The organism is Pseudarthrobacter sp. MDT1-22 (assembly GCF_054511035.1).
Window position 1 is genome coordinate 39588 of record NZ_JBTNDK010000014.1, and the last position, 17292, is coordinate 56879.

The 17292-nt window shown below is 66.3% G+C and carries 21 protein-coding genes; 6 read left to right on the top strand and 15 right to left on the bottom strand.

Annotation, left to right across the window (positions count from 1 at the left end):
• Window positions 1-19 precede the first annotated feature (19 nt).
• The 6 genes from ACX80M_RS12500 to ACX80M_RS12525 all read right to left on the bottom strand — a co-directional run bounded on the left by ACX80M_RS12500 (window position 20) and on the right by ACX80M_RS12525 (window position 4008).
• Window positions 20-922, bottom strand: a complete 903-nt coding sequence (locus ACX80M_RS12500; protein ID WP_252608811.1) for an ABC transporter substrate-binding protein — start codon at window positions 920-922, stop codon at window positions 20-22.
• 258 nt (window positions 923-1180) lie between these two features.
• A complete protein-coding gene (locus ACX80M_RS12505) occupies window positions 1181-2128 on the bottom strand; it encodes a 2-hydroxyacid dehydrogenase (protein ID WP_252608814.1) in 948 nt (315 codons plus the stop codon).
• A 45-nt stretch (window positions 2129-2173) separates the two neighbouring features.
• On the bottom strand, window positions 2174-2509 hold the full coding sequence (locus tag ACX80M_RS12510; RefSeq protein WP_056346835.1) for a cupin domain-containing protein: 336 nt from the start codon (window positions 2507-2509) through the stop codon (window positions 2174-2176).
• 62 nt (window positions 2510-2571) lie between these two features.
• Complete coding sequence (locus tag ACX80M_RS12515) at window positions 2572-3285, bottom strand: hypothetical protein (protein WP_252608816.1); 714 nt, start codon at window positions 3283-3285, stop codon at window positions 2572-2574.
• Window positions 3282-3596, bottom strand: a complete 315-nt coding sequence (locus ACX80M_RS12520; RefSeq protein WP_252608818.1) for a GNAT family N-acetyltransferase — start codon at window positions 3594-3596, stop codon at window positions 3282-3284. The genes ACX80M_RS12515 and ACX80M_RS12520 overlap by 4 nt, the downstream gene beginning before the upstream one ends.
• Window positions 3597-3699: 103 nt before the next feature.
• A complete protein-coding gene (locus tag ACX80M_RS12525) occupies window positions 3700-4008 on the bottom strand; it encodes a hypothetical protein (protein ID WP_459309770.1) in 309 nt (102 codons plus the stop codon).
• 594 nt (window positions 4009-4602) lie between these two features.
• Here ACX80M_RS12525 and ACX80M_RS12530 point away from each other — a divergent pair.
• Window positions 4603-5037 (top strand): nuclear transport factor 2 family protein, encoded by a 435-nt coding sequence (locus ACX80M_RS12530; protein WP_252608821.1) that lies wholly within the window; start codon window positions 4603-4605, stop codon window positions 5035-5037.
• Window positions 5038-5049: 12 nt separating this feature from the next.
• Here the strand turns inward: ACX80M_RS12530 and ACX80M_RS12535 are convergent, their stop codons facing one another.
• Window positions 5050-5331, bottom strand: coding sequence for an iron chaperone (locus ACX80M_RS12535; protein WP_252608824.1), 282 nt, complete (start codon window positions 5329-5331; stop codon window positions 5050-5052).
• A gap of 176 nt (window positions 5332-5507) precedes the next feature.
• The gene (locus ACX80M_RS12540; protein ID WP_252608826.1) at window positions 5508-5888 is read right to left on the bottom strand and encodes a VOC family protein; all 381 of its coding nucleotides are present in this window, start codon (window positions 5886-5888) and stop codon (window positions 5508-5510) included.
• Window positions 5889-6203: 315 nt separating this feature from the next.
• Here ACX80M_RS12540 and ACX80M_RS12545 point away from each other — a divergent pair, with 315 nt between their 5' ends.
• Window positions 6204-7361, top strand: coding sequence for a glutamate--cysteine ligase (locus ACX80M_RS12545; protein ID WP_252599335.1), 1158 nt, complete (start codon window positions 6204-6206; stop codon window positions 7359-7361).
• Between the two features lie 346 nt (window positions 7362-7707).
• On the top strand, window positions 7708-8025 hold the full coding sequence (locus ACX80M_RS12550) for a hypothetical protein (RefSeq protein ID WP_252599337.1): 318 nt from the start codon (window positions 7708-7710) through the stop codon (window positions 8023-8025).
• A gap of 65 nt (window positions 8026-8090) precedes the next feature.
• On the opposite strand, the gene ACX80M_RS12555 is transcribed toward ACX80M_RS12550, so the two are convergent.
• Window positions 8091-8414 (bottom strand): hypothetical protein, encoded by a 324-nt coding sequence (locus tag ACX80M_RS12555; RefSeq protein WP_104062533.1) that lies wholly within the window; start codon window positions 8412-8414, stop codon window positions 8091-8093.
• Between the two features lie 38 nt (window positions 8415-8452).
• Here ACX80M_RS12555 and ACX80M_RS12560 point away from each other — a divergent pair, with 38 nt between their 5' ends.
• Window positions 8453-8824 (top strand): mycothiol transferase, encoded by a 372-nt coding sequence (locus ACX80M_RS12560; protein ID WP_308216164.1) that lies wholly within the window; start codon window positions 8453-8455, stop codon window positions 8822-8824.
• Window positions 8825-8857: 33 nt separating this feature from the next.
• Here ACX80M_RS12560 and ACX80M_RS12565 read toward each other — a convergent pair whose 3' ends face one another.
• Window positions 8858-9325, bottom strand: coding sequence for an SRPBCC family protein (locus tag ACX80M_RS12565; RefSeq protein WP_252599339.1), 468 nt, complete (start codon window positions 9323-9325; stop codon window positions 8858-8860).
• Window positions 9326-9469: 144 nt separating this feature from the next.
• Here ACX80M_RS12565 and ACX80M_RS12570 point away from each other — a divergent pair, with 144 nt between their 5' ends.
• Window positions 9470-10654: a metallophosphoesterase family protein gene (locus ACX80M_RS12570; protein ID WP_252608831.1), complete on the top strand. Its 1185-nt coding sequence runs from the start codon at window positions 9470-9472 to the stop codon at window positions 10652-10654.
• Window positions 10655-10731: 77 nt separating this feature from the next.
• On the opposite strand, the gene ACX80M_RS12575 is transcribed toward ACX80M_RS12570, so the two are convergent.
• The 5 genes from ACX80M_RS12575 to ACX80M_RS12595 are packed head-to-tail and all read right to left on the bottom strand — an operon-like array spanning window position 10732 to window position 16082.
• Window positions 10732-10947, bottom strand: a complete 216-nt coding sequence (locus ACX80M_RS12575; protein WP_252599342.1) for a hypothetical protein — start codon at window positions 10945-10947, stop codon at window positions 10732-10734.
• A 47-nt stretch (window positions 10948-10994) separates the two neighbouring features.
• Window positions 10995-12902 (bottom strand): glycogen debranching N-terminal domain-containing protein, encoded by a 1908-nt coding sequence (locus tag ACX80M_RS12580; protein WP_252608834.1) that lies wholly within the window; start codon window positions 12900-12902, stop codon window positions 10995-10997.
• Window positions 12899-14227 carry an MGH1-like glycoside hydrolase domain-containing protein gene (locus ACX80M_RS12585; RefSeq protein WP_252613394.1) on the bottom strand — a complete coding sequence of 443 codons (1329 nt, stop codon included), beginning with the start codon at window positions 14225-14227 and terminating at the stop codon, window positions 12899-12901. The genes ACX80M_RS12580 and ACX80M_RS12585 overlap by 4 nt, the downstream gene beginning before the upstream one ends.
• Window positions 14224-15021 (bottom strand): sugar phosphate isomerase/epimerase family protein, encoded by a 798-nt coding sequence (locus ACX80M_RS12590; protein WP_252613396.1) that lies wholly within the window; start codon window positions 15019-15021, stop codon window positions 14224-14226. The genes ACX80M_RS12585 and ACX80M_RS12590 overlap by 4 nt, the downstream gene beginning before the upstream one ends.
• Window positions 15018-16082, bottom strand: coding sequence for a zinc-dependent alcohol dehydrogenase (locus tag ACX80M_RS12595; RefSeq protein WP_459309771.1), 1065 nt, complete (start codon window positions 16080-16082; stop codon window positions 15018-15020). Before ACX80M_RS12595 ends, ACX80M_RS12590 begins: the two co-directional genes overlap by 4 nt.
• Window positions 16083-16198: 116 nt before the next feature.
• Between ACX80M_RS12595 and ACX80M_RS12600 the strand changes: the two genes are divergently transcribed.
• Window positions 16199-17191 (top strand): Gfo/Idh/MocA family protein, encoded by a 993-nt coding sequence (locus ACX80M_RS12600; protein WP_459309772.1) that lies wholly within the window; start codon window positions 16199-16201, stop codon window positions 17189-17191.
• The last annotated feature ends 101 nt before the right edge of the window (window positions 17192-17292 follow it).

A 17292-nucleotide genomic window follows, 5' to 3' on the forward strand; every position in this document is an offset into this window, starting at 1 on the left:
TGGGAAGAGTCACGGCTGGTTACTTGGCCGACGACGCCACGTTGAGCGCCGCCGTCTTCACGCCGCCGCTTTCCACGCCCCATTTGGACAGGATCCTGTTGTAGGTGCCGTCGTCGATCAGGGCCTGCAGCGCCTTCTGCAGCACCGGGGTGAACGCGCTCCCCTTGTCCACCGGAATCCCGTAGGGCGCCACTTCAAAGGCATCCCCCGCGGTCTGCAGCTTCTCCTTTGTCTGCGAGATCGCGTAGAGGGTCACCGGCGAGTCCGCACTCATGGCGTCCACCTGGCCCACCACCAGGGCGTTGGTGGCCTGGTCCTGCGCGTCGTACTTGAAGATCTCAATCGCGGGTTTGCCCGCATCCGTGCACGCCTTGGACTTGGCCGGCACCTCGTGGGTGTCCTCATAGGTGGTGGCCTGGACGGCAACCTTCAGGCCGCAGGCGTTGTCCGGGTCCACGGTCTTGCCCTTCGGCGCCGCCCACTGGATGCCCGCCGAGTAGTAGTTCACAAAATCCACCTGCTTTTCGCGTTCCAGGGTGTCGGTGAACGACGACATGCCCATGTCGTCCTTGCCCGCCTTGACGGACGGCAGAATGTTGTCGAACGTGCCGATATCAAAGTTGACCTTCAGCCCGAGCGAGGCACCCAACGCATTGGTGAGGTCCACCGACCAGCCGGCCGGGGCGCCGTTGCCATCCTTGAATTCGTTGGGCGGGTAATTGTTGGCCATGCCCACGTTCAGGACGCCCGCGGATTTCATTTTCTCCGGCAGCAAAGCCGCAAGTTCCTCATTCTTCTGGACTGCGGTGTCCGCGGAAGCAGACGCTTTATCCGCCGCCGCCGGCGCGCTGTTGTCCACACAACCCGAAAGCATGAGTGCTGTTGCAGCGGTCAGGGCAGGGATTAGATAGCGGTTGCGCATTGGATCCTTAAGTGGTTGAAGATAAAGGTCCGGCACCGCGAAAAATGTGCGATTCCTCGGGATTGCGAAATCAGTGAGGAATTCAGTGGGGCGGCATGGCACCCGTCAATCGGACCGCATTCCGTAAGTCACGGATAGCTTCCGGGCCTCTGGCCTTCAACTCGGAGATAGTGGATGCGCCTACCAGCGCCATGCTAGGCGCAATTCGTTGGAGAAAAGGCCTGGACACGGCTCGCCCCCGGAATGCGCAGGCCGCCGCTAACGCCCAGCAAGCCCGCCCAGCACCACGTTCACCGGCTCCTGCCCGGCCTGCAACAAACCGATTTGCTTCCGGATCAGCCGCGCCACCCGCGGCAGCATGGCCGAGCTGGCCCCGCCCACGTGCGGGGTGATGAGGACACCGGGCACGGTCCACAGGGGATGATCGCGCGGCAGCGGTTCCGGATCCGTCACGTCCAGGGCGGCCCGGAGCCTGCCGGACGACGTCTCGCGCAGCAATGCCTCGGTATCGGCCACCGGCCCGCGGGCCACGTTCACCAGCAGTGCGCCGTCCGGCATCGCCGCCAGGAACCGGGCGTCAACCAGGTGCCGGGTCTGCTCGCTCAGGGGAACACTGACCACCACAATGTCGTGGAGCGGCAGTTGCTCATACAGGGAATCAATCCCGTGGATCCTGCCGCCCTCATCGTCGCGGCCGCGGCTGGCCAGCCGCGTCACCTCGGTCTCGAACGGCAGCAGCCGGGCCTCAACCGCCTTCCCCACTCCCCCATAACCCACCAGGAGCACCCGCCTGTCGGCCAGGCTAGGGCGCTCGCGGTGGTCCCAGGTTCCCGTCGCCGAATTCCGCACAAAGTCCGGGATCCCCCGCTGGCTGGCGATGATCATGCCCAACGCAAGTTCCGCCGTCGACGTCTCATGCACTCCCGCCGCGTTGGCGAAAAGGCACCCCGCGGGCAGCACCGCCTCGACGCCGTCGTAACCGATCAGCTGGCTCTGCACCAGGCCGACGCCCACGGAGTCCAGCGCAGCCAGCGCCCCCACCCCGCCCATGTAGGGCGGCACCACAATGTCGAACTGCTCCGCCGGCGCCGGGCCGGTCAGGTCCCACAGGAAGAGTTCGACGCCGGCGGACGGCTCGAGTGCGTCCACCAGGTTCTGGCTGGGCAGACTCACCCGTAGTTTCGGTGATGCGGGCAAACCGGACATGGGTGCTCCTTCTCTCGACTTTCCTGCCAGTTAACCAGCCCAGCGCTACCGGTCGGTCTTGACCACCGTGAACAGCACCGCCGAGTCCTCTTCCGCTTCCAGGCTGTGCAGCCCGTCCGGCACGATCAGCAGGTCTCCGGCTTTGCCCTGCCACGACTCCCCGCCAGCCCTCAGCCAGACCGATCCCTTCAGCACGTAGACCGTTGCCTCGCCGGGGTTCTGGTGCTCGCTGAGCTGCGTGCCGGCACGGAAGGCCATGACGGTCTGGCGCAGTTTCTTCTCATGCCCGCCGAACGCTGTATCGGCTGCCCGCCCGCTCGGTGCCGCAACAGCGGCAGCGATCTGCTGACGGGCCAAAGCCTCAATCGATATCTTTTGCATGACGCAACCGTACCTACGATTGACGGCGTTGCCGAGGGCCGTTCACTCACCGTCCTGCGGTGCTACCCGTGCGTGACGGCAGCCCCCAGAAGCCCGAACAGCGTTCCGGCCGCCAGGGCAATGAGGGCGCGCCTCCGCGTGGGATACAGCCAGCGCACTGCAAAAACAGCCACCGTGAGAATCAACCCGTTCACCACGCTCATGGTGACCGCCAACCATTCGGTACCGGTGGACACCCCGAAGCCTCCACCGCTGCAGCCGCTGATCCCGCACCAGGCAAGACCCGCCACGAGCCACTGCGGAAAGCTCAGCAGGACAGCGAGGGGCACGGTCCACCAGAGGTGCCGAACGTTCCGGGTGACCCCGTGAATTGTCACCCCCGGAACCTGAGGCATAGCGAGAGGCCTGGCGGCTGGAACCGGCTTCCGGATGCTCAGGACCATCCACCGGAAGAGCGCTGCGTTGACCACCGCAAGGGCGAGGAATCCCAGGTAGTGGATAACCGTCGTCGGCCTCAACCCACCCTGCGGCGGCGGACCCGACGAATCAAGGAGGAAGACCACGGCGAAATACGCCGCCGAAACGGGCAGCGTCAGAACCACCACGGCCAGCCACAGCCGCTCCCGGAACACGGCATCCAGCCCCGTTTCGAAGGAACCGGTGACGAGCGAAGCCCCGACAGCGGCAACCGTCACCGCCAGATAAACGGCGACGGCGATCCTGGCCCAGCGCGGTAGCAACCCCTTATCCGGTAAGGATCCTGTCCGCATAGTCATGACCGGGCCCTCGCCGGACGGACCATGCGGATTTTGGGCAGCTCTTCCCACTCGGGTGGCAGCTGGCCGCGCGTGCCGTCAGGGCGAAAGCCGTGTTTGAGGTAGAAGGCCTGCGCCCGGGGATTGTTCTCCAGCACCCAGAGATAAGCCGGACTCTCACCGATGGCCGCGCTCAGCAACGCGGCCCCCAGCCCGCTTCCGTGCGTCCGCCGGAGTGTGTACAGCGAATACAGTTCCAGCGCCTCCGGGCCGTCCTCATCCCGTGCGGGACCCGAGTCGGCGAGACCCACCACTTCATGGTTGGCGTCCACGGCAATGATCCGCGGGTCGCTGCCGGCCAGGAATGGTCGATACTGTGCATCGCGCCCATGTGATCCAGGCCCGGCAGGACGCGGACGTCCCACCCGGCTTTGGTCAGGGACGCTTGATGCCTCGCCAGGGGCTCCCGATGGACACCCGCACTCCGCCCCAGACCGGTTTGTAGTCAATCTGGTCCTCGGCGCCGGCGAACGCGAGTTTGGGCAGGTCCCCCGGGAGCACTGCGGCGGAATCGTCAAAGTCCTGCAGCGCTTCGTACAGGGTGACGAACTGCTGCGTCTGCGCCTCGGTGGTCTGGACCGACACCGAATCCCAGTCGCCCGGTTCAGGTTCCGTGACCTGGCCTGCCGGTTCGCCGGCCTTTTCCACGGACATGGCGTGCGGGGCGCGGGTGACGGCCAGCATGCTTCGGTACGGACCCTCGAGCGGCGGGAACCCGCCCAAGGCGAGCGCCCGCAGACGGTCGGTGCGGAGTGCGAGCTGCAGGCCGCACAGCGCCAGCCAGGAGTAGCCGTAGTAGGCAAAACGGTCGACGCCGGCGGCATCGGCAATTGCCAGCAGATCCTTCGCGATGTTCCCCGGGGTGAAGCGTCTGCGGCGCCGGGTGGGCCATGCGGTGCGCTTCGTAGTACGCGGCTATCACCCGGTTGGTTGGTGCCAGTCCGTTGATGAGGTTTGGTCCCAGGTCCGGGTCCCCGCCCCACTGGCGCAGCGTCTCCGCCTCCGCCGCGGTGTGGGGCGCCAGGCTGACCGGCAGGAGGACTCCGGGTCCGTCTCCCTGAACCGTGACGGGGATGGTTGAGCCGTCATGGAGAACTGCCTCAACTGTTTCCGTGCCCATTGGCTGCCTCTTCCTCCGCGGTATTCACAGAGGGCATCCCCGTTCGTTGACACTCCTCTACGGCGGACGTGTACTTAAAATGGCGCCTGTGATTGCAGGGACAAATCACGAAGCGGCCCACGCTTCCGTGCGGCCGCCCTCAACACATGGAGGTCGAAATGGGACAGGCACGCGAGGTCATGGACCGCTTAACCACGGCCATGGCAGCAAAGGACAAGGAAACACTAGCGGGGTGCTACGCCGAGGACGCCGTGGCCTTTACTCCTGATGAAGGCGAGCTCACCGGGCGGGAGGGAATCACCAACTACCTCTTCCATTTCTGGGAAGCGCTGCCGGACGTCACGTATGAGTACGCCGATAAGCATGGGGCCGGGAATGTGGCTATCGATGAGGGTTTCGTCGCCGGAACCAACACCGGGCCGTTGAGCCTGCCTTCCGGCGAAACCCTGCCGGCCACGGGCAAACAGGTCAGGGTCAGAAGCTGCGACATCGCCAGGGTGGAGGGTGGCCAGATCACATCGCACCACTTCTACTTTGACCAGATGGACTTCCTGGGACAGCTCGGGCTGCTTCCGGAATTGTCCAAACACTGATCGGCGCCGGCCCTACTTGAGGATCTCGGCACGGCGCAGCCGGACGATGTCCTCCAGCACGTCGTTGGGGAGGGGATGCGCCGCCGTGAACCGGATGGTCCCTTTGGACAGGGAGTACCCTTCAAGCCGGCCGGCGACGGCGTCAATCACCGCCGGGGAAAACGGGAAGACGGAGAGGTGCTTGCCTGCCCGGACGACGCCCACGAGAGGCTTTCCCTCAAATTTCAGGGCCGGCATCCCGTAGCTCATCCCCTGCTCGGCCTCCGGCACAACGGCCCTTGCAACATCGATCACATGTTGCAGGCAGCCGCGGTCCGGCTCAGGAAGATCGGCCAAGGAATGTCAACGGAGCCCATGGCACCCATTCTATTCCTGAGCGTGACGCGCTATTCCTGAGCGTGGCGCGAGGGGCCGCACCTGCCTTCGCGGCAAGTGCGGCCCCTTCGTGCGCCAATCAGCCCTGCGGCTGGCTACTTGCGCTGGGAGATGTTGAGAATGTTCCCTTCGCTGTCCAGGAACCAGGCGGACTTCCCCCAGTCGTTATCCGCAACGCCGTTCTCCGTCTTCAGGCCGGGGAAATCGTAGTCTTCAAAGACGACCCCGCGGCCCCGCAGTTCCTCCATCTCGGCTTCGAGGTTGTCCGTTTCCCAGCCCATCTGGGTGTTCTTGGCCGTCCCGGCATTCTCCGTCTGGTAAATCAGGAAACCCGTTCCGTTGCCGCCGCTGTAAAACAGGCTGTCGTCCTCCATGGAATCGGACGGTTCCAGCCCCAGCTTGTCCCGATAGAAATCCTTCGCCCTGTTGATGTCCTTCGCAGCGAGAACAGCCATAACGGTTCGATCCTTGAGCATGATGATTTCCTTTGTGCCTTGCTTTCGCGTTGATGGCGATGCTCTCCCCCGGAGGCGGTTCCGGAACCCCGTTGTCCGGTGCCGCGTGGCCGCCCGTTACGCCAAGTGCCGGAGCGGCCACCTGGGACTCTCCTGCGCCGCGCCAGCCATCATCAGCGAGAGGATCCCCGAAGCCTATGTGGCCATTATGGAACTGAAAGGGCACTCGCGGATATAGGGGATTTCTACCGCTTCGAGCGTCCCTCCCGGAGGCCCCACGGATGCCGGGAACAAGTATGGCATCCGGGGCCGCTGTTGTTGCCGCACACTTAGCTAGTGCGTACTTTTGGTGTTGAAGAAGAATTCCTGATCGTTGATCCCTCCAACGGCAGTCCCCTGCCCCTGGCAGCAGACCTGCTGCGCCTCCAGGACCCGGGCGAACCGGCGGACCTTTCCACGCACCCGGCGCTCGCCGTCGAGCTTCACCAGGAACAGCTCGAAGTGATCACCCACCCGCACAGCACCCTGAGCGGACTCTCCGCCGAAATCCTGTCAGGCCGCGCCTACGCGGACTCGCTTGCCCGGAAAGTCGGCGCCAGAATCGCCGCGCTTGCCACGTCCCCGTTGGCAGTGACACCCCATTCCACCAGCAACCCCCGCTATGACGCGCTGCTGGAAAAGTTCGCCCTGACAGCCCGTGAGCAGCTGACCTGCGGATGCCACATCCATGTCTCCGTCGACTCCGATGAGGAAGGCGTCGCAATCCTGGACCGGATCAGGTCCTGGCTGCCGCCGCTGATGGCGTTAAGCTCCAATTCACCGTTCTGGGACGGCGCTGACAGCGGCTATGCAAGCTTCCGCACGCAGGCCTGGAATCGCTGGTCCTCGGCCGGGCCGACGGAAATCTTCGGCTCGGCGCAGGCCTACCACCAGCGCGTGGCGGACCTGGCTGCCACGGGCGTAGTCAACAACCCTGATTTTGACGCCCGCCTCTCCGCCCGCCACCCCACCGTGGAGATCCGGGTATCCGATGTTTGCCTCGATCCCCGCGACACCGTCCTGATCGCCGCCCTGGTGCGGGGCCTGGTGGAGACCGCTGCCCGGGAATGGAAATCCGGCCAGGAGCCGGACATGGTTCCGGCCATCATCCTGCGCCAGGGGGCCTGGCTGGCCAGCCGGTGGGGAATCCAGGGCGAACTGCTCCACCCGCTGACCCACAAGCCGGAGTCCGCGCGCAATGTCATCGCCGCGCTCCACCACCATGTCCGCGACGCCTTGGTCGAGGCGGGCGATGCAGCCTACGTCGAGGAATCCCTGCACCGGATCTTCGCCAACGGAACCGGCGCCAGGCTGCAGCGGCAGGCCTACGCGCGCCACGGCCGGCTGGCAGACGTGGTGAGCGACGCCGTCGTGGTTACCCACCAGGAACCCGCCATCTACGAGCCGCTCACCCCGGTTGACCTGTCACTTCTGGTCCCCAACCAGGTGGTTTAGCCACCAAACCTGATCGAGCAACCCCGCGCGCCTCGGAGTCGAGACTGTAGTACCGGTTGCGTCCGTCCTTCCTGGCACGCACCAGTCCGACGTCGGCCAGCACCATGGCTTCAGTGCCCCTCCCCCGGGTTGCTCTAATACTTGCGGTCCCCAAAACCTCGGATTAGCCACCAGACGTGATAGAGCAAGCCCGCGCGCCCTCGGCCTCGCGTCGGATTCTGCTCAATCATCAACTTCCACCCTTCGGGGCGGGCTGGATTTCCGGGGGCGCCCGCGTGCCGCCGTCGAATGATTGAGCAGAATCCGTCGGCCGCAAGCGGGCCGGGAACCGCGGGATAATGGAAGCATGAGCAATCAGGACCCGGATCCCTGGGCCGAATTCGACAGGCTCAAGCCCGCAGTCCCGGACCGTGTGGCTGGCTATCCCGGTGGCGAACCGGTGGGCTTTGGCTTCCGGACGGGTGTGCGCAGCGCCAACGTGGCCCTCGGCTTCGCCGTGTACGCGCTGGCGCTGGGAACCATGCTGGTCCTCACCGGCGCGGTGGTCTTCATCGCGCAGGGGCAGTGGCTGCTGCTCGGGCTGATGGTGCTGATCGAGGCCGTCTTCGTCTATGGATTCATCCGGCTGGCACGCCAGGCGCGCGACCGCCGAGTCTCCGGCTAGTCGCCCCTCCGGTCAGGCGGGCTTCTGGGCAGGCTGCGGGGCAGGCTTCTGACCGGGCAGTACGGCTAGGACCGCGCGGCGCGGATAGCCCGGGCCCCAGCTGCGCCGGCGGCCAGGATCACCGGGACCAGGCACATCAGGGTGACCACTGTGTTGGGGCGAAACGCCGCGCGGCCGCCGACGGTCCGGTACACACCCAGCGGCAGCACCATTCCGCCGCCACCCCCGCCGGAGGCACCGTCACCGGCTTCGCCGCCTCCCCCGAACCCGAAGGACACCAGTGCAACCGGGATGATTTCTTCCCCGCCCACCTGGACGGCCGGGCCATAGGCCTTGGTGACGCCAATGTTTTTGAAGGTGTCCACGAAGGACGAAAAGGAATCAGACATGACTTCACCATAGGCGCGCGGCGCGGCGATCACCATGGGTGAGCGGCCGACGTCGGGCCTTCCCCAGCGAGCGGCGCATTGCCCGCGACCCCTGCCTGCAATACTTCGGGGATGTCTGCTCCTTCAGCCGCGTTCGCCGAGAACGCCATCCGCCAGCCCGTGCGCGCCCAACACCTGACGAGTCGTTCATCCTCACGGACCAGGACACCATCGCCAGCGTCCGTCGCGCGCACCGGGAGGCTTGCGAGGCATCGCGCGAGGCGACGTCGTTGTTGGAGCTCGACGACGTGCTGCGCGGCAACCGCCGCGGCCCGCTCCCGCTGCATTGGGTGTACCTGCATGTGCTGCGGGAGTTCGCCCAGCATTGCGGGCACGCCGATATTCTGCGCGAGCAGATCCTCAACGGCTGACGCCGGGCAAGCGCCGGCGTCAGCAGCGCCGGGTCAAGCCTTGTTGACCGTCGCGGCGGCCGAGAGGGCGGCCAGCCCGCGCTCGAAGTCGCCGCCGACCATCTTGTCCATGTTCACGATCATGGCGAAAATCTTCGCGAGCCCCTTGTTCTCGCCGGTCATCCGCCACGTGACCTGGGTCCCGCCGTCGGCCGGTGTGAACGTAAACGTGGTGGGATTCACAGCCTTGAACGGCTTTGTGAACTCAAGGCGGACCTTGATACTCCGGGGAGCATCCGACTCGACGATCTCCATGTTTCCGCTGCCTGCTTTGCGGTTGCCGCTCCAGGCATACTTGGCCCCCACACCGGCGTCACTGCCCGAATACGAGCGGTTGAGTTCCCGGTCCACGTTCTCCCAGGGCGACCATTTGGTCCACTCCAGGAAGCTGTTGACCAGCGGAAACACGTGTTCCGCAGGGGCAGGAATAAGGGCGCTGCGAGTGACTTCGTAAGTTGACATGCCGCAATCGTAGGTGGAGGGAGCCGATATTCAGCGAGTCCCGCATGTGGCGTTCACCAAGTGTTCCGGAACCCGATACCTGTCTTGCGTACTGTCGCAGGATCGACGGCCGGAGGTACGGCCGCATCAGTGAAAGAGGCATCGATGACCACCGGAATCCACCAGCCCACCCTCAGCCGGCGGGCCGCGCTGGCCGCCGCCGGAACCCTTGGCGCGCTGGGACTGACAGTGGCCGCAGCAGCCGGAAGCTACGCGGCACCGGGAGCGAAGGCACCCAAGCCCACCCTCGCATTCCGCCCAGACGGCGGCTTCAAAGTGATCCAGTTCAACGACACCCAGGACGACGAGCAAACGGACCGCCGCACCATCGAGCTCATGGACAAGACCCTGGACGCGGAGAAGCCGGACTTCGTGGTGATCAACGGCGATGTGATCAACGGCGGCTGCGACTCTGAGCTGGAGGTCAAGCAGGCACTCAACCACGTGGTCCAGCCCATGGAGCACCGGCAGATCCCCTGGGCCGTCACGTTCGGCAACCACGACGAAGATTCCGTGGCACGGACGGGCATGACCGAGGCCAAAATGCTGCAGTTTCTGCAGACCTACGAATTCAACATGAACGGCGACTCCACGCCGGGGCTCACCGGGACGTCGAACTCGCTGCTGCTCGTGCAGTCGGCCAAGTCCAAGGAGCCGGCCTTCGGCCTGTGGCTCATCGACACCGGCCGATATGCCCCGGACGCCATCAATGGACAGGACTTCGAAGGCTACCCCGACTGGGACTGGGTACGCATGGACCAGGTCACCTGGTACCGCAGCCTGTCCATCGCCACCGAGCAGAAGTACGGCAAGAAGGTCCCCTCCCTCATGTGGGGCCACATTGCGCTCCACGAGCACCGCAACATGTGGTTCGCCAGCCTCGACTCGCGGACGGACGCCGATCACACCCGGGCCCGCACGAAGCACAACATCGTCGGCGAACGGAACGAGGACGAGTGCCCCGGCCCCATCAACTCCGGCCTGTTCAGCGCCTTCCTGGAACGCGGGGATGTGCTCGGCTACTTTGTGGGCCACGATCACGTCAATACCTACGTGGGCAACTACTACGGGGTGCAGCTCGGCTACGCCCCCGGAACCGGCTTCGGCGCCTATGGGCTCCCCGGCGCTGAACGGAATCGCCTGCGCGGCGCCCGGGTCTTTGAGCTGGATGAGAACCACCCCGGAATCTACAAGGACACCCGGCTGGTCTTCGCCAAGGACATGGGCATCGACCTGACGGCCAACGACCAGCCGATCGCTCCCCGGCCACTGGACCCGGCCCAGGCCTAGGGACGCTACCGTCGGCGAGGACTGGGTGCCGCTCCGTGTGGCTCCGGCGGGACTGGCGGGCGAGGGGGTGGGGCGGGCTATCCGGCTGTTGGCCGGTTTCTGCCGTCCCATCCCCTGTGCCGCAGGTTGCGGGTGGCCATCAGCGAGGCGCCGATGAACAGCACGCCCAGGACCACGGTGGCGACGCCCACGTAGAACCATCCACCCTGGCCGAAGATCATCAGCGCGACGCCCAGCAGGCACAGGCCTTTAGCTGTGATATCCAAGTACAGCTGCGCCTTTGGAGAGTCCATACTTCCACGATAAGCCCGGTGGCGGCATCGCACCCCGTGCGCTTTTCCTAGTCCGCCCGCTCGAAGCTACTGGTCAGGCGGACAGCGGCCAGGCCCGCGGCCGCAGCCCAGGCCTGCGGCGAACCTGCGTGATGGTACGTAACCGGCACAGGGAAATCCGCCCGCGAGAACCCGCCGAACAGTTCCGGCAAGCTGTTGCCAAAGTGCGCGGCCGCCTCCCGGATCCCCGCTGCCACGGCCCGTGCCTGGTCGGTCAGCCCGTAGGCTGCCATTCCCTCCGCGGCCAGCATGCTGTCATGCGGCCAGACGGAGCCGTTGTGATAGGACATCGGGTGGTAATAGTGCTGGCCTTCGGCGAGGGTCCGGATCCCCCACCCGGTGAAGAAATCGTCCCGGAGCAACCGGGAAGCGACCGCACGGGCGTCGTCGGCATCGAGGATCCCCGCCCACAGCAGGTGGCCGGCATTGGAAGCCAGCGCGTCAACCTGCTGGCCTTCACCGTCCACGGCCAGGGCGGGAAAGTTCTGGTTGTCCATCCAGAACGCGTCCCGGAACCGGAGCTTCAGCTCCTCGGCGAGCCCGTGAAGGGTGCCTGCCCAGGCCTGGTCATCCCATTGCTCGGCTGCAAGGCGGGCGCATTCCCTGAGGCCGCGCCAGGTGTAGCCCTGCACTTCGGCAAGGGCGATGGCGCCCACCGGTTCGCGGCCGTCGGCTCCGGCCACGGCGTCGAACGAGTCCTTCCAGCCTTGGTGGAGCAGGCCCGCGGGGTCCGGGGTGTAGCGAACAAACCCGGTGTCCTTCAGGCCGCCGTCGCCGAGGATCCACTCGACGGCGGCCCGGGCGGGCTGCTCCAGGTCGCGGAGCAGCACGGGATCCTCCACTTGCCCCATCGCCATCAGGAACAGCGGGGTGGAGTCCACCGTGCCGTAGTAGCGGCCGTAGGGAACGGCACCCAGCTGGGCCAGCTCGCTCACGCGCACCTCGTGGACAATCTTCCCTGGCTGCTCCACCCGCGCCGGATCATCCGCTGTTCCCTGCGTTGCAGCCAACGCGCGGAGCACATCGCCCAGCAGCTGCGGGCATTCTTCACGCGTGAGCATCGACGCCAGCAGGGAATCCCGGCCGAAGAGCGTGAGGAACCAGGGCAGCCCGGCCGCGGGGATGGTCAGTTCGGGCTTGACGGGGCAGGGCATCAGCAGCGAATCAAGGTCTTTCAGGCTCTGGCGCGCCAAGGCGGTCAGCCCATCGCCGGAACGTACGACGGCGGCCGGAACCGTCGGGGGTGCCTGCCCGCCACTGGCGACCGCAGAAACAGTCAGGGCCTGCGTCTCGCCCGCTGCCAGCGCCAGATCCCAGGACAGGGCGGCGCCGACGAAGCGCCCGTCGGCAGGCTCCCTGCGGACCGTTGGCGGGATGCTCGCGGCCAGGCGGACGCCGGCCTGGAAGGTCCGGCCCCGGAAAGTGTGGCTGTAATCGAAGGCCAGCGAGCCGTCGTCGTGGACGTCCATGCTGCTGGCGGCGGCGCTGAGATCGAAGATCCGGCCGTCGGTGCGGACGGTGAACTGGTCCGCGAAGTCTGTGCCGGCCCGCAGGACCAGGCGGGCGGTGATTGGCTCCCGGCCAAGGTTGCGGATGCGCAGGGTATCGGTGAGGCCTCCGGCGTCCAGCTCCTGGGTCCGGAGGACGAAGAGGTCGTGCGTCTGGTTCCGCCGTGCCGCCGGACTGAGGGCGGTCTCGCGGCGGCCCGGTTCACGGACGCTGCCCACATCCCAGAAGGTGGAGTCGTTGATCTCCAGGATCCAACGGGACAGCAGGCGCGTATCGGCAATGTAGAGGCCTTCGGTTCCCTGCGCGGGTGCGTCTGCCCGGCCCACGCTTCCGTCGGCAGCGCCGCGCATCATGGCGCCGTGGGCCACGAGGACCGAGGCGGCGGACGGGGGTGCAACGGCGGTCATGGCGTGCTCCGATGATAGGTGGTTTCCAGGGCCAGCGCGGCGGTCCAGCTGAATCTGCGGGTCCCGTGCGCGGCTCCGGTCCAGGGGTCTACGTACTCGGGGAAGTTGTGCTCCGCTGCGAGCCTGCCGATATTGCCCCGAAGGAACGCCGCCTGGTCGGTGTGGCCAAGCCTGTCCAGCGCCTCCGCGACCATCCAGGACATGTTGAACCAGGCCGGGCCGCGCCAGTACAGGGCCGGATTGTGGTCCACGGCCGTGGCATCGTAGCTGGGCACCATCAGGGCGCGCCCGTCCATGAAGCGGGGTCCGTTCAGGGTCTCCAGCAGGGCGTCGGTGTGGACCTGTCCAGGCAGCAGGAGCGGGATCAGGCCGTTGATGGTCGCCTTCTTGACCACTGTTCCATCGGTGATGTCGCGGGCTGAGTAGCAGCCCAGTTCCGGGACGTACAGGTCCTCCAGCGCTTCGGTGATCTGTTGCGCCCGGTTTCGGTGGGCCTCGCCGGGCAGGCCCACCTCGGCGGCAATGTCCGCCAGGGCCAGCTCCGACACCGCCAGCAGCGTGTTGAACAGCGGATCCTCCATCAGGAACGGGTAGTCCGCATCGGCGTCGTCGCAGCCGTGGTCCCGGTAGCGCTCAGCCATCCAGAAGTATTTGCCGTACTCCTTCTGGCTGGGCCGCTCGCCGGCGTCGGCGTGCTGCAGGTCGGGCCGGTTCAGATCGGTTTTGTTGTCCGTCGGGATCCGTTTCATCACCGTGTCCCACAGCGGCGAATTGTCCGTGCCGGACTCCCAGGGGTGCACGATGCAGGCCAAGCCGGACCCGCCGCGGTCGCGGCGGCCGGACAGGTATTCGTGCCAGTGGACCAGCTTGGAATAGTTCCGCTCCAGGAAGGACCGGCGGCGGGATTCGGCGGGGTCGGCCTGGTGGATTTTCCAGACAGCCCACGAATGGTTTGGCGGCTGGACCAAGCCTGCTGTCTCCACCTGCTTCGGGGAGCCGGGAATGAGGCGGGACTGCCAGAACGATGCCCCCGGGGCGTAGTCCTCGTCCCGGTGGGGATCGAAGATGATCTGCGGCAGCCGGCCGTCATCCCACTGGCCGGCGAAGAGGGCATCCATCTCCTGGCCCGCGCGGCGGGGTGAGATCCGGCTGAGGCCCATGGCAATGAAGGACGAATCCCAGCTCCACTGGTGGGGATAGAGGCCGGCGGCCGGAACCGTGTAAGTCGTGCGCCAGTTGGCCTCCAGCACCGCCGTGGAGCGCGCGGCGATCAGCTCGGCCACTACTGATGACCCGCCGTCGCTGGTCCCCGAAACGGCCGTCACAGGTATCGCCCCAACAGGGAGGGCACCCGGGGAAGGACTTCCTCCGCCGGTCCGGACAGCCGGGATTCCAGGGCCACTGTGCCCTGGTAGCCGATGGATTTCAGCGTCGCACCAAAGAGGGCCCAGTCGATGTGCCCGGCACCGGGTTCGAGGCGGTTGGAATCGCTTGCTTGAATGTGGCCGATGTATCCGGCGGCGTCCTGGAGGGCCGCTGCAGGGTCGCTTTCCTCAATGTTCATGTGATAGGTGTCCGGAGCCAGGCGTACGGCGTCCAGGCCCACAAGCGTCAGCAGCCGCACGCCGTCGGCGAGGGTGTTGATCATGTGGTCCTCATAGCGGTTCAGGGGTTCAAGATAGATCTCCACCCCTTCGGCGGCCGCATGCTCGCCAAGCTCCGTGAATGATTCCACCAGCACGGCGGTGTCCTCTTCCTCGGAGCGCGACGGGATGAATGGAGGAAGGCGCTTGGAGAACATGCCGTAGGAGGCCGGCGTCATGACGCCCCGGCCGCCGATCTCGGCCATAACGCTCAGCTGCGATTTGAGCTGGACGACGGCGTCCTTCCGCAGTTCGTCGTCGAAGGCTCCGACAAAGTGGGGCATCTCCACGCAGGCGGTAGGCATGACCACACCGGCATCCCGGGCCCGGCGCAGTTCCGGCAGGCGCGCCTGGAACCGCAGCCCGCCGGCGGACCGCAGTTCGATGCCGTCGAAGCCCCAGGCAAGCGCTTGGTCGAATTTCTCTTCCAGGCTGGTACCGGGCAGGTGCTGCTCCTGGACGGTGATGAGGGTCATGGGAACTCCAATACCACCTGGAGGGCGGACTCCGGGTCCGTGTCCAGGAGTTCGTAGGCTTTGGCGGAATCCGCCAGGGAAAAGGCGTGGGTTACCAGCGCCGGCGCGTTCACCCGGCCGTCCGCGAGGTGGTCCACCACGGTCTGCTGCAGCCGGGGCACGGTCCAGCGGGAGCGGAGCCGGTTAGGAACGGAGCCGATCTGGGAAGCGAGGAGCTGAACCCGGTTATGGTGGAACTCCTCACCGAACCGGACACCGGCGGCTTCGCCCTGATAGAAGCCGGCGGCGATGACGGTGCCGTCGGCACCTACCGCCCGGGTGGCTTCGTGCAGTGCACGGTAGTTTCCGCTGAGCTCGATGGCCACATCCACGCCGGCACCGCTGGTGATGCGCCGGATGTCCCCTGCCAGTTCCGGGGCGGGGCCGAGGGCATGCAGGGCACCCCATTCGAGGGCACGCCGGCGGCGGGCCTGGATTCCGTCCACGGCGATCACCTTTGCCCCGTTAAGCACTGCGAAGCGGGTGGCAAGCAGTCCGATGACGCCCTGGCCAAAGATGGCCACGGTGGAGCCGGGGCCCAGGTCCGCGGCCAGCACGGCACTCAGGGCGATTGCGCCAACCCGCACGAACGCGCCGGCGAGGGGATCCATCCCTTCCGGCAGCACGTGGCCCCGCAGTGATTCTGCCGCGAGAACGCCCTCGTCCCGGTGGCCCCAGATCCCCCAGACCATGTCGCCCACCTGCACGGGAGGATCGGCATCAACGGTGTCCACCGCCTGTCCTGCGGGTGGCGCCAGCTCCACCACTTCGCCGACTTCGGAATATCCCCAGCCATCCAGCGGATACCCAGGGGCCTCCAGCCCGGGCTCGAACAGCCGTGACGCGGGGTCCCAGATGGATGTCAGGTAGGGGTTGGTGCCGCGGTAGGCAGTGAGCTCGGTGCCCGCCGAGATGCCGGAATAGATGGTCCGCACCCGCGCCTGACCGGCTTCGAGCGGAACGGAAGGCTGGTCGATCACGGCGACGCTGCGCGGCGCGGCCATGCGGAGGAAGCGGGACACTTCGGATCGATCCTTAGGTAGGTGAGGTGGCTAGGACTGTGATGCAAACGACATTAGCATAACAACTAGCCTACTTGTGTATAGACGTTAGGCAGAATCTGCAGTATCTTCATCACATGGTTTCCGACGCCTCCGCGAGTCAATCCCCTGCCCGCTATCGGGCTGTGAAAGTCGGGCTGGTGGGCGCCGGCCAATGGGCCGCAACCATGCACGCACCACTGCACAGCGCAGGCGCCGAGACCGAACTTGCAGGCGTGTGGTCCGCGAGCGGGAGCACCGCCGAGACGCTTGCAGCGAAGCACGGCGTGCGGGCTTTCGGCACGTTCGAAGAGCTGCTCGCGTCCTGCGAGGCCGTCGACTTCGCCGTGCCGCCCCCGGTGCAGGCCGAACTGGCCCCACGCGCCGCCGACGCCGGCCTGGCACTCCTGCTCGAGAAACCGCTGGGCGCCTCCTTGCAGCAGGCAGTAGCCGTGGCGGACGCCGTACGCCGCAACAAGGCGGCAAACGCCGTCGTCCTTACCAAGCGCTACCACCAACGGACCCGCAGCTTCCTCGCGGAGGCGACGGAACTGCGCAGCGAAGCGGCCGTCCTCGGCATCACCGGCACGTACCTCCACGGCGGATTCCTTGACGGAGGATTCCTCAACACCGGATTCCCGGCCGGCAAAGCCAGCCAAGGCTGGCGCGACGAGCTGGGCGTGCTGTACGACCTGGGCCCGCACCTGCTGGACCTCATGGAACTCGCCGCCGGACCGATCCAGGCAGTCCGCGCCGAAGGCAGCAAAGACTATGTCACGCTGACCACATTCCACCGTGACGGCGCCACCGGCCAGGCGTGCCTGTCCGGCTCCGTTCGGCTGCCCCGGCCCAGAACCACGCTCAGCGTCTATTCAACAGCCGGCAGCCTGGACTACACCACCGAGGGGATGGACCACTCCGAATGCTGGCCTGCCCTGCGGCGGGAGTTCGCAGACGCCGTCCGGCTGGGCACCCCGGTAACAGTCGATGTGGAGCGGGCAGTACACGTCCAGGCGCTGGTTGAGGCGGTGGCCCTCTCCGCCCTCGAACAACGGCGGGTCCCGCTGGCCGAGATCCTGCCGAACGCGTAATGTGGCGCGGTTTGCAGGCGCCGGGCCCAGCCAGGTGTCCGGGCCGGCGCCGCCGTACCGCATGTGCGGCACCATGCCGTTGTCCAGTTGCCCGGGCAGGA

Coding starts and splice junctions, on each gene's coding strand:
- ACX80M_RS12570 (WP_252608831.1), top strand. CDS start 9,470: ATGACCACCGGAATCCACCAGCCCACCCTCAGCCGGCGGGCCGCGCTG.
- ACX80M_RS12580 (WP_252608834.1), bottom strand. CDS start 12,902: ATGACCGCCGTTGCACCCCCGTCCGCCGCCTCGGTCCTCGTGGCCCAC.
- ACX80M_RS12530 (WP_252608821.1), top strand. CDS start 4,603: ATGGGACAGGCACGCGAGGTCATGGACCGCTTAACCACGGCCATGGCA.
- ACX80M_RS12525 (WP_459309770.1), bottom strand. CDS start 4,008: ATGCTGGCCGTCACCCGCGCCCCGCACGCCATGTCCGTGGAAAAGGCC.
- ACX80M_RS12555 (WP_104062533.1), bottom strand. CDS start 8,414: ATGTCTGATTCCTTTTCGTCCTTCGTGGACACCTTCAAAAACATTGGC.
- ACX80M_RS12600 (WP_459309772.1), top strand. CDS start 16,199: ATGGTTTCCGACGCCTCCGCGAGTCAATCCCCTGCCCGCTATCGGGCT.
- ACX80M_RS12550 (WP_252599337.1), top strand. CDS start 7,708: ATGAGCAATCAGGACCCGGATCCCTGGGCCGAATTCGACAGGCTCAAG.
- ACX80M_RS12575 (WP_252599342.1), bottom strand. CDS start 10,947: ATGGACTCTCCAAAGGCGCAGCTGTACTTGGATATCACAGCTAAAGGC.
- ACX80M_RS12510 (WP_056346835.1), bottom strand. CDS start 2,509: ATGCAAAAGATATCGATTGAGGCTTTGGCCCGTCAGCAGATCGCTGCC.
- ACX80M_RS12515 (WP_252608816.1), bottom strand. CDS start 3,285: ATGACTATGCGGACAGGATCCTTACCGGATAAGGGGTTGCTACCGCGC.
- ACX80M_RS12500 (WP_252608811.1), bottom strand. CDS start 922: ATGCGCAACCGCTATCTAATCCCTGCCCTGACCGCTGCAACAGCACTC.
- ACX80M_RS12540 (WP_252608826.1), bottom strand. CDS start 5,888: ATGCTCAAGGATCGAACCGTTATGGCTGTTCTCGCTGCGAAGGACATC.
- ACX80M_RS12505 (WP_252608814.1), bottom strand. CDS start 2,128: ATGTCCGGTTTGCCCGCATCACCGAAACTACGGGTGAGTCTGCCCAGC.
- ACX80M_RS12590 (WP_252613396.1), bottom strand. CDS start 15,021: ATGACCCTCATCACCGTCCAGGAGCAGCACCTGCCCGGTACCAGCCTG.
- ACX80M_RS12565 (WP_252599339.1), bottom strand. CDS start 9,325: ATGTCAACTTACGAAGTCACTCGCAGCGCCCTTATTCCTGCCCCTGCG.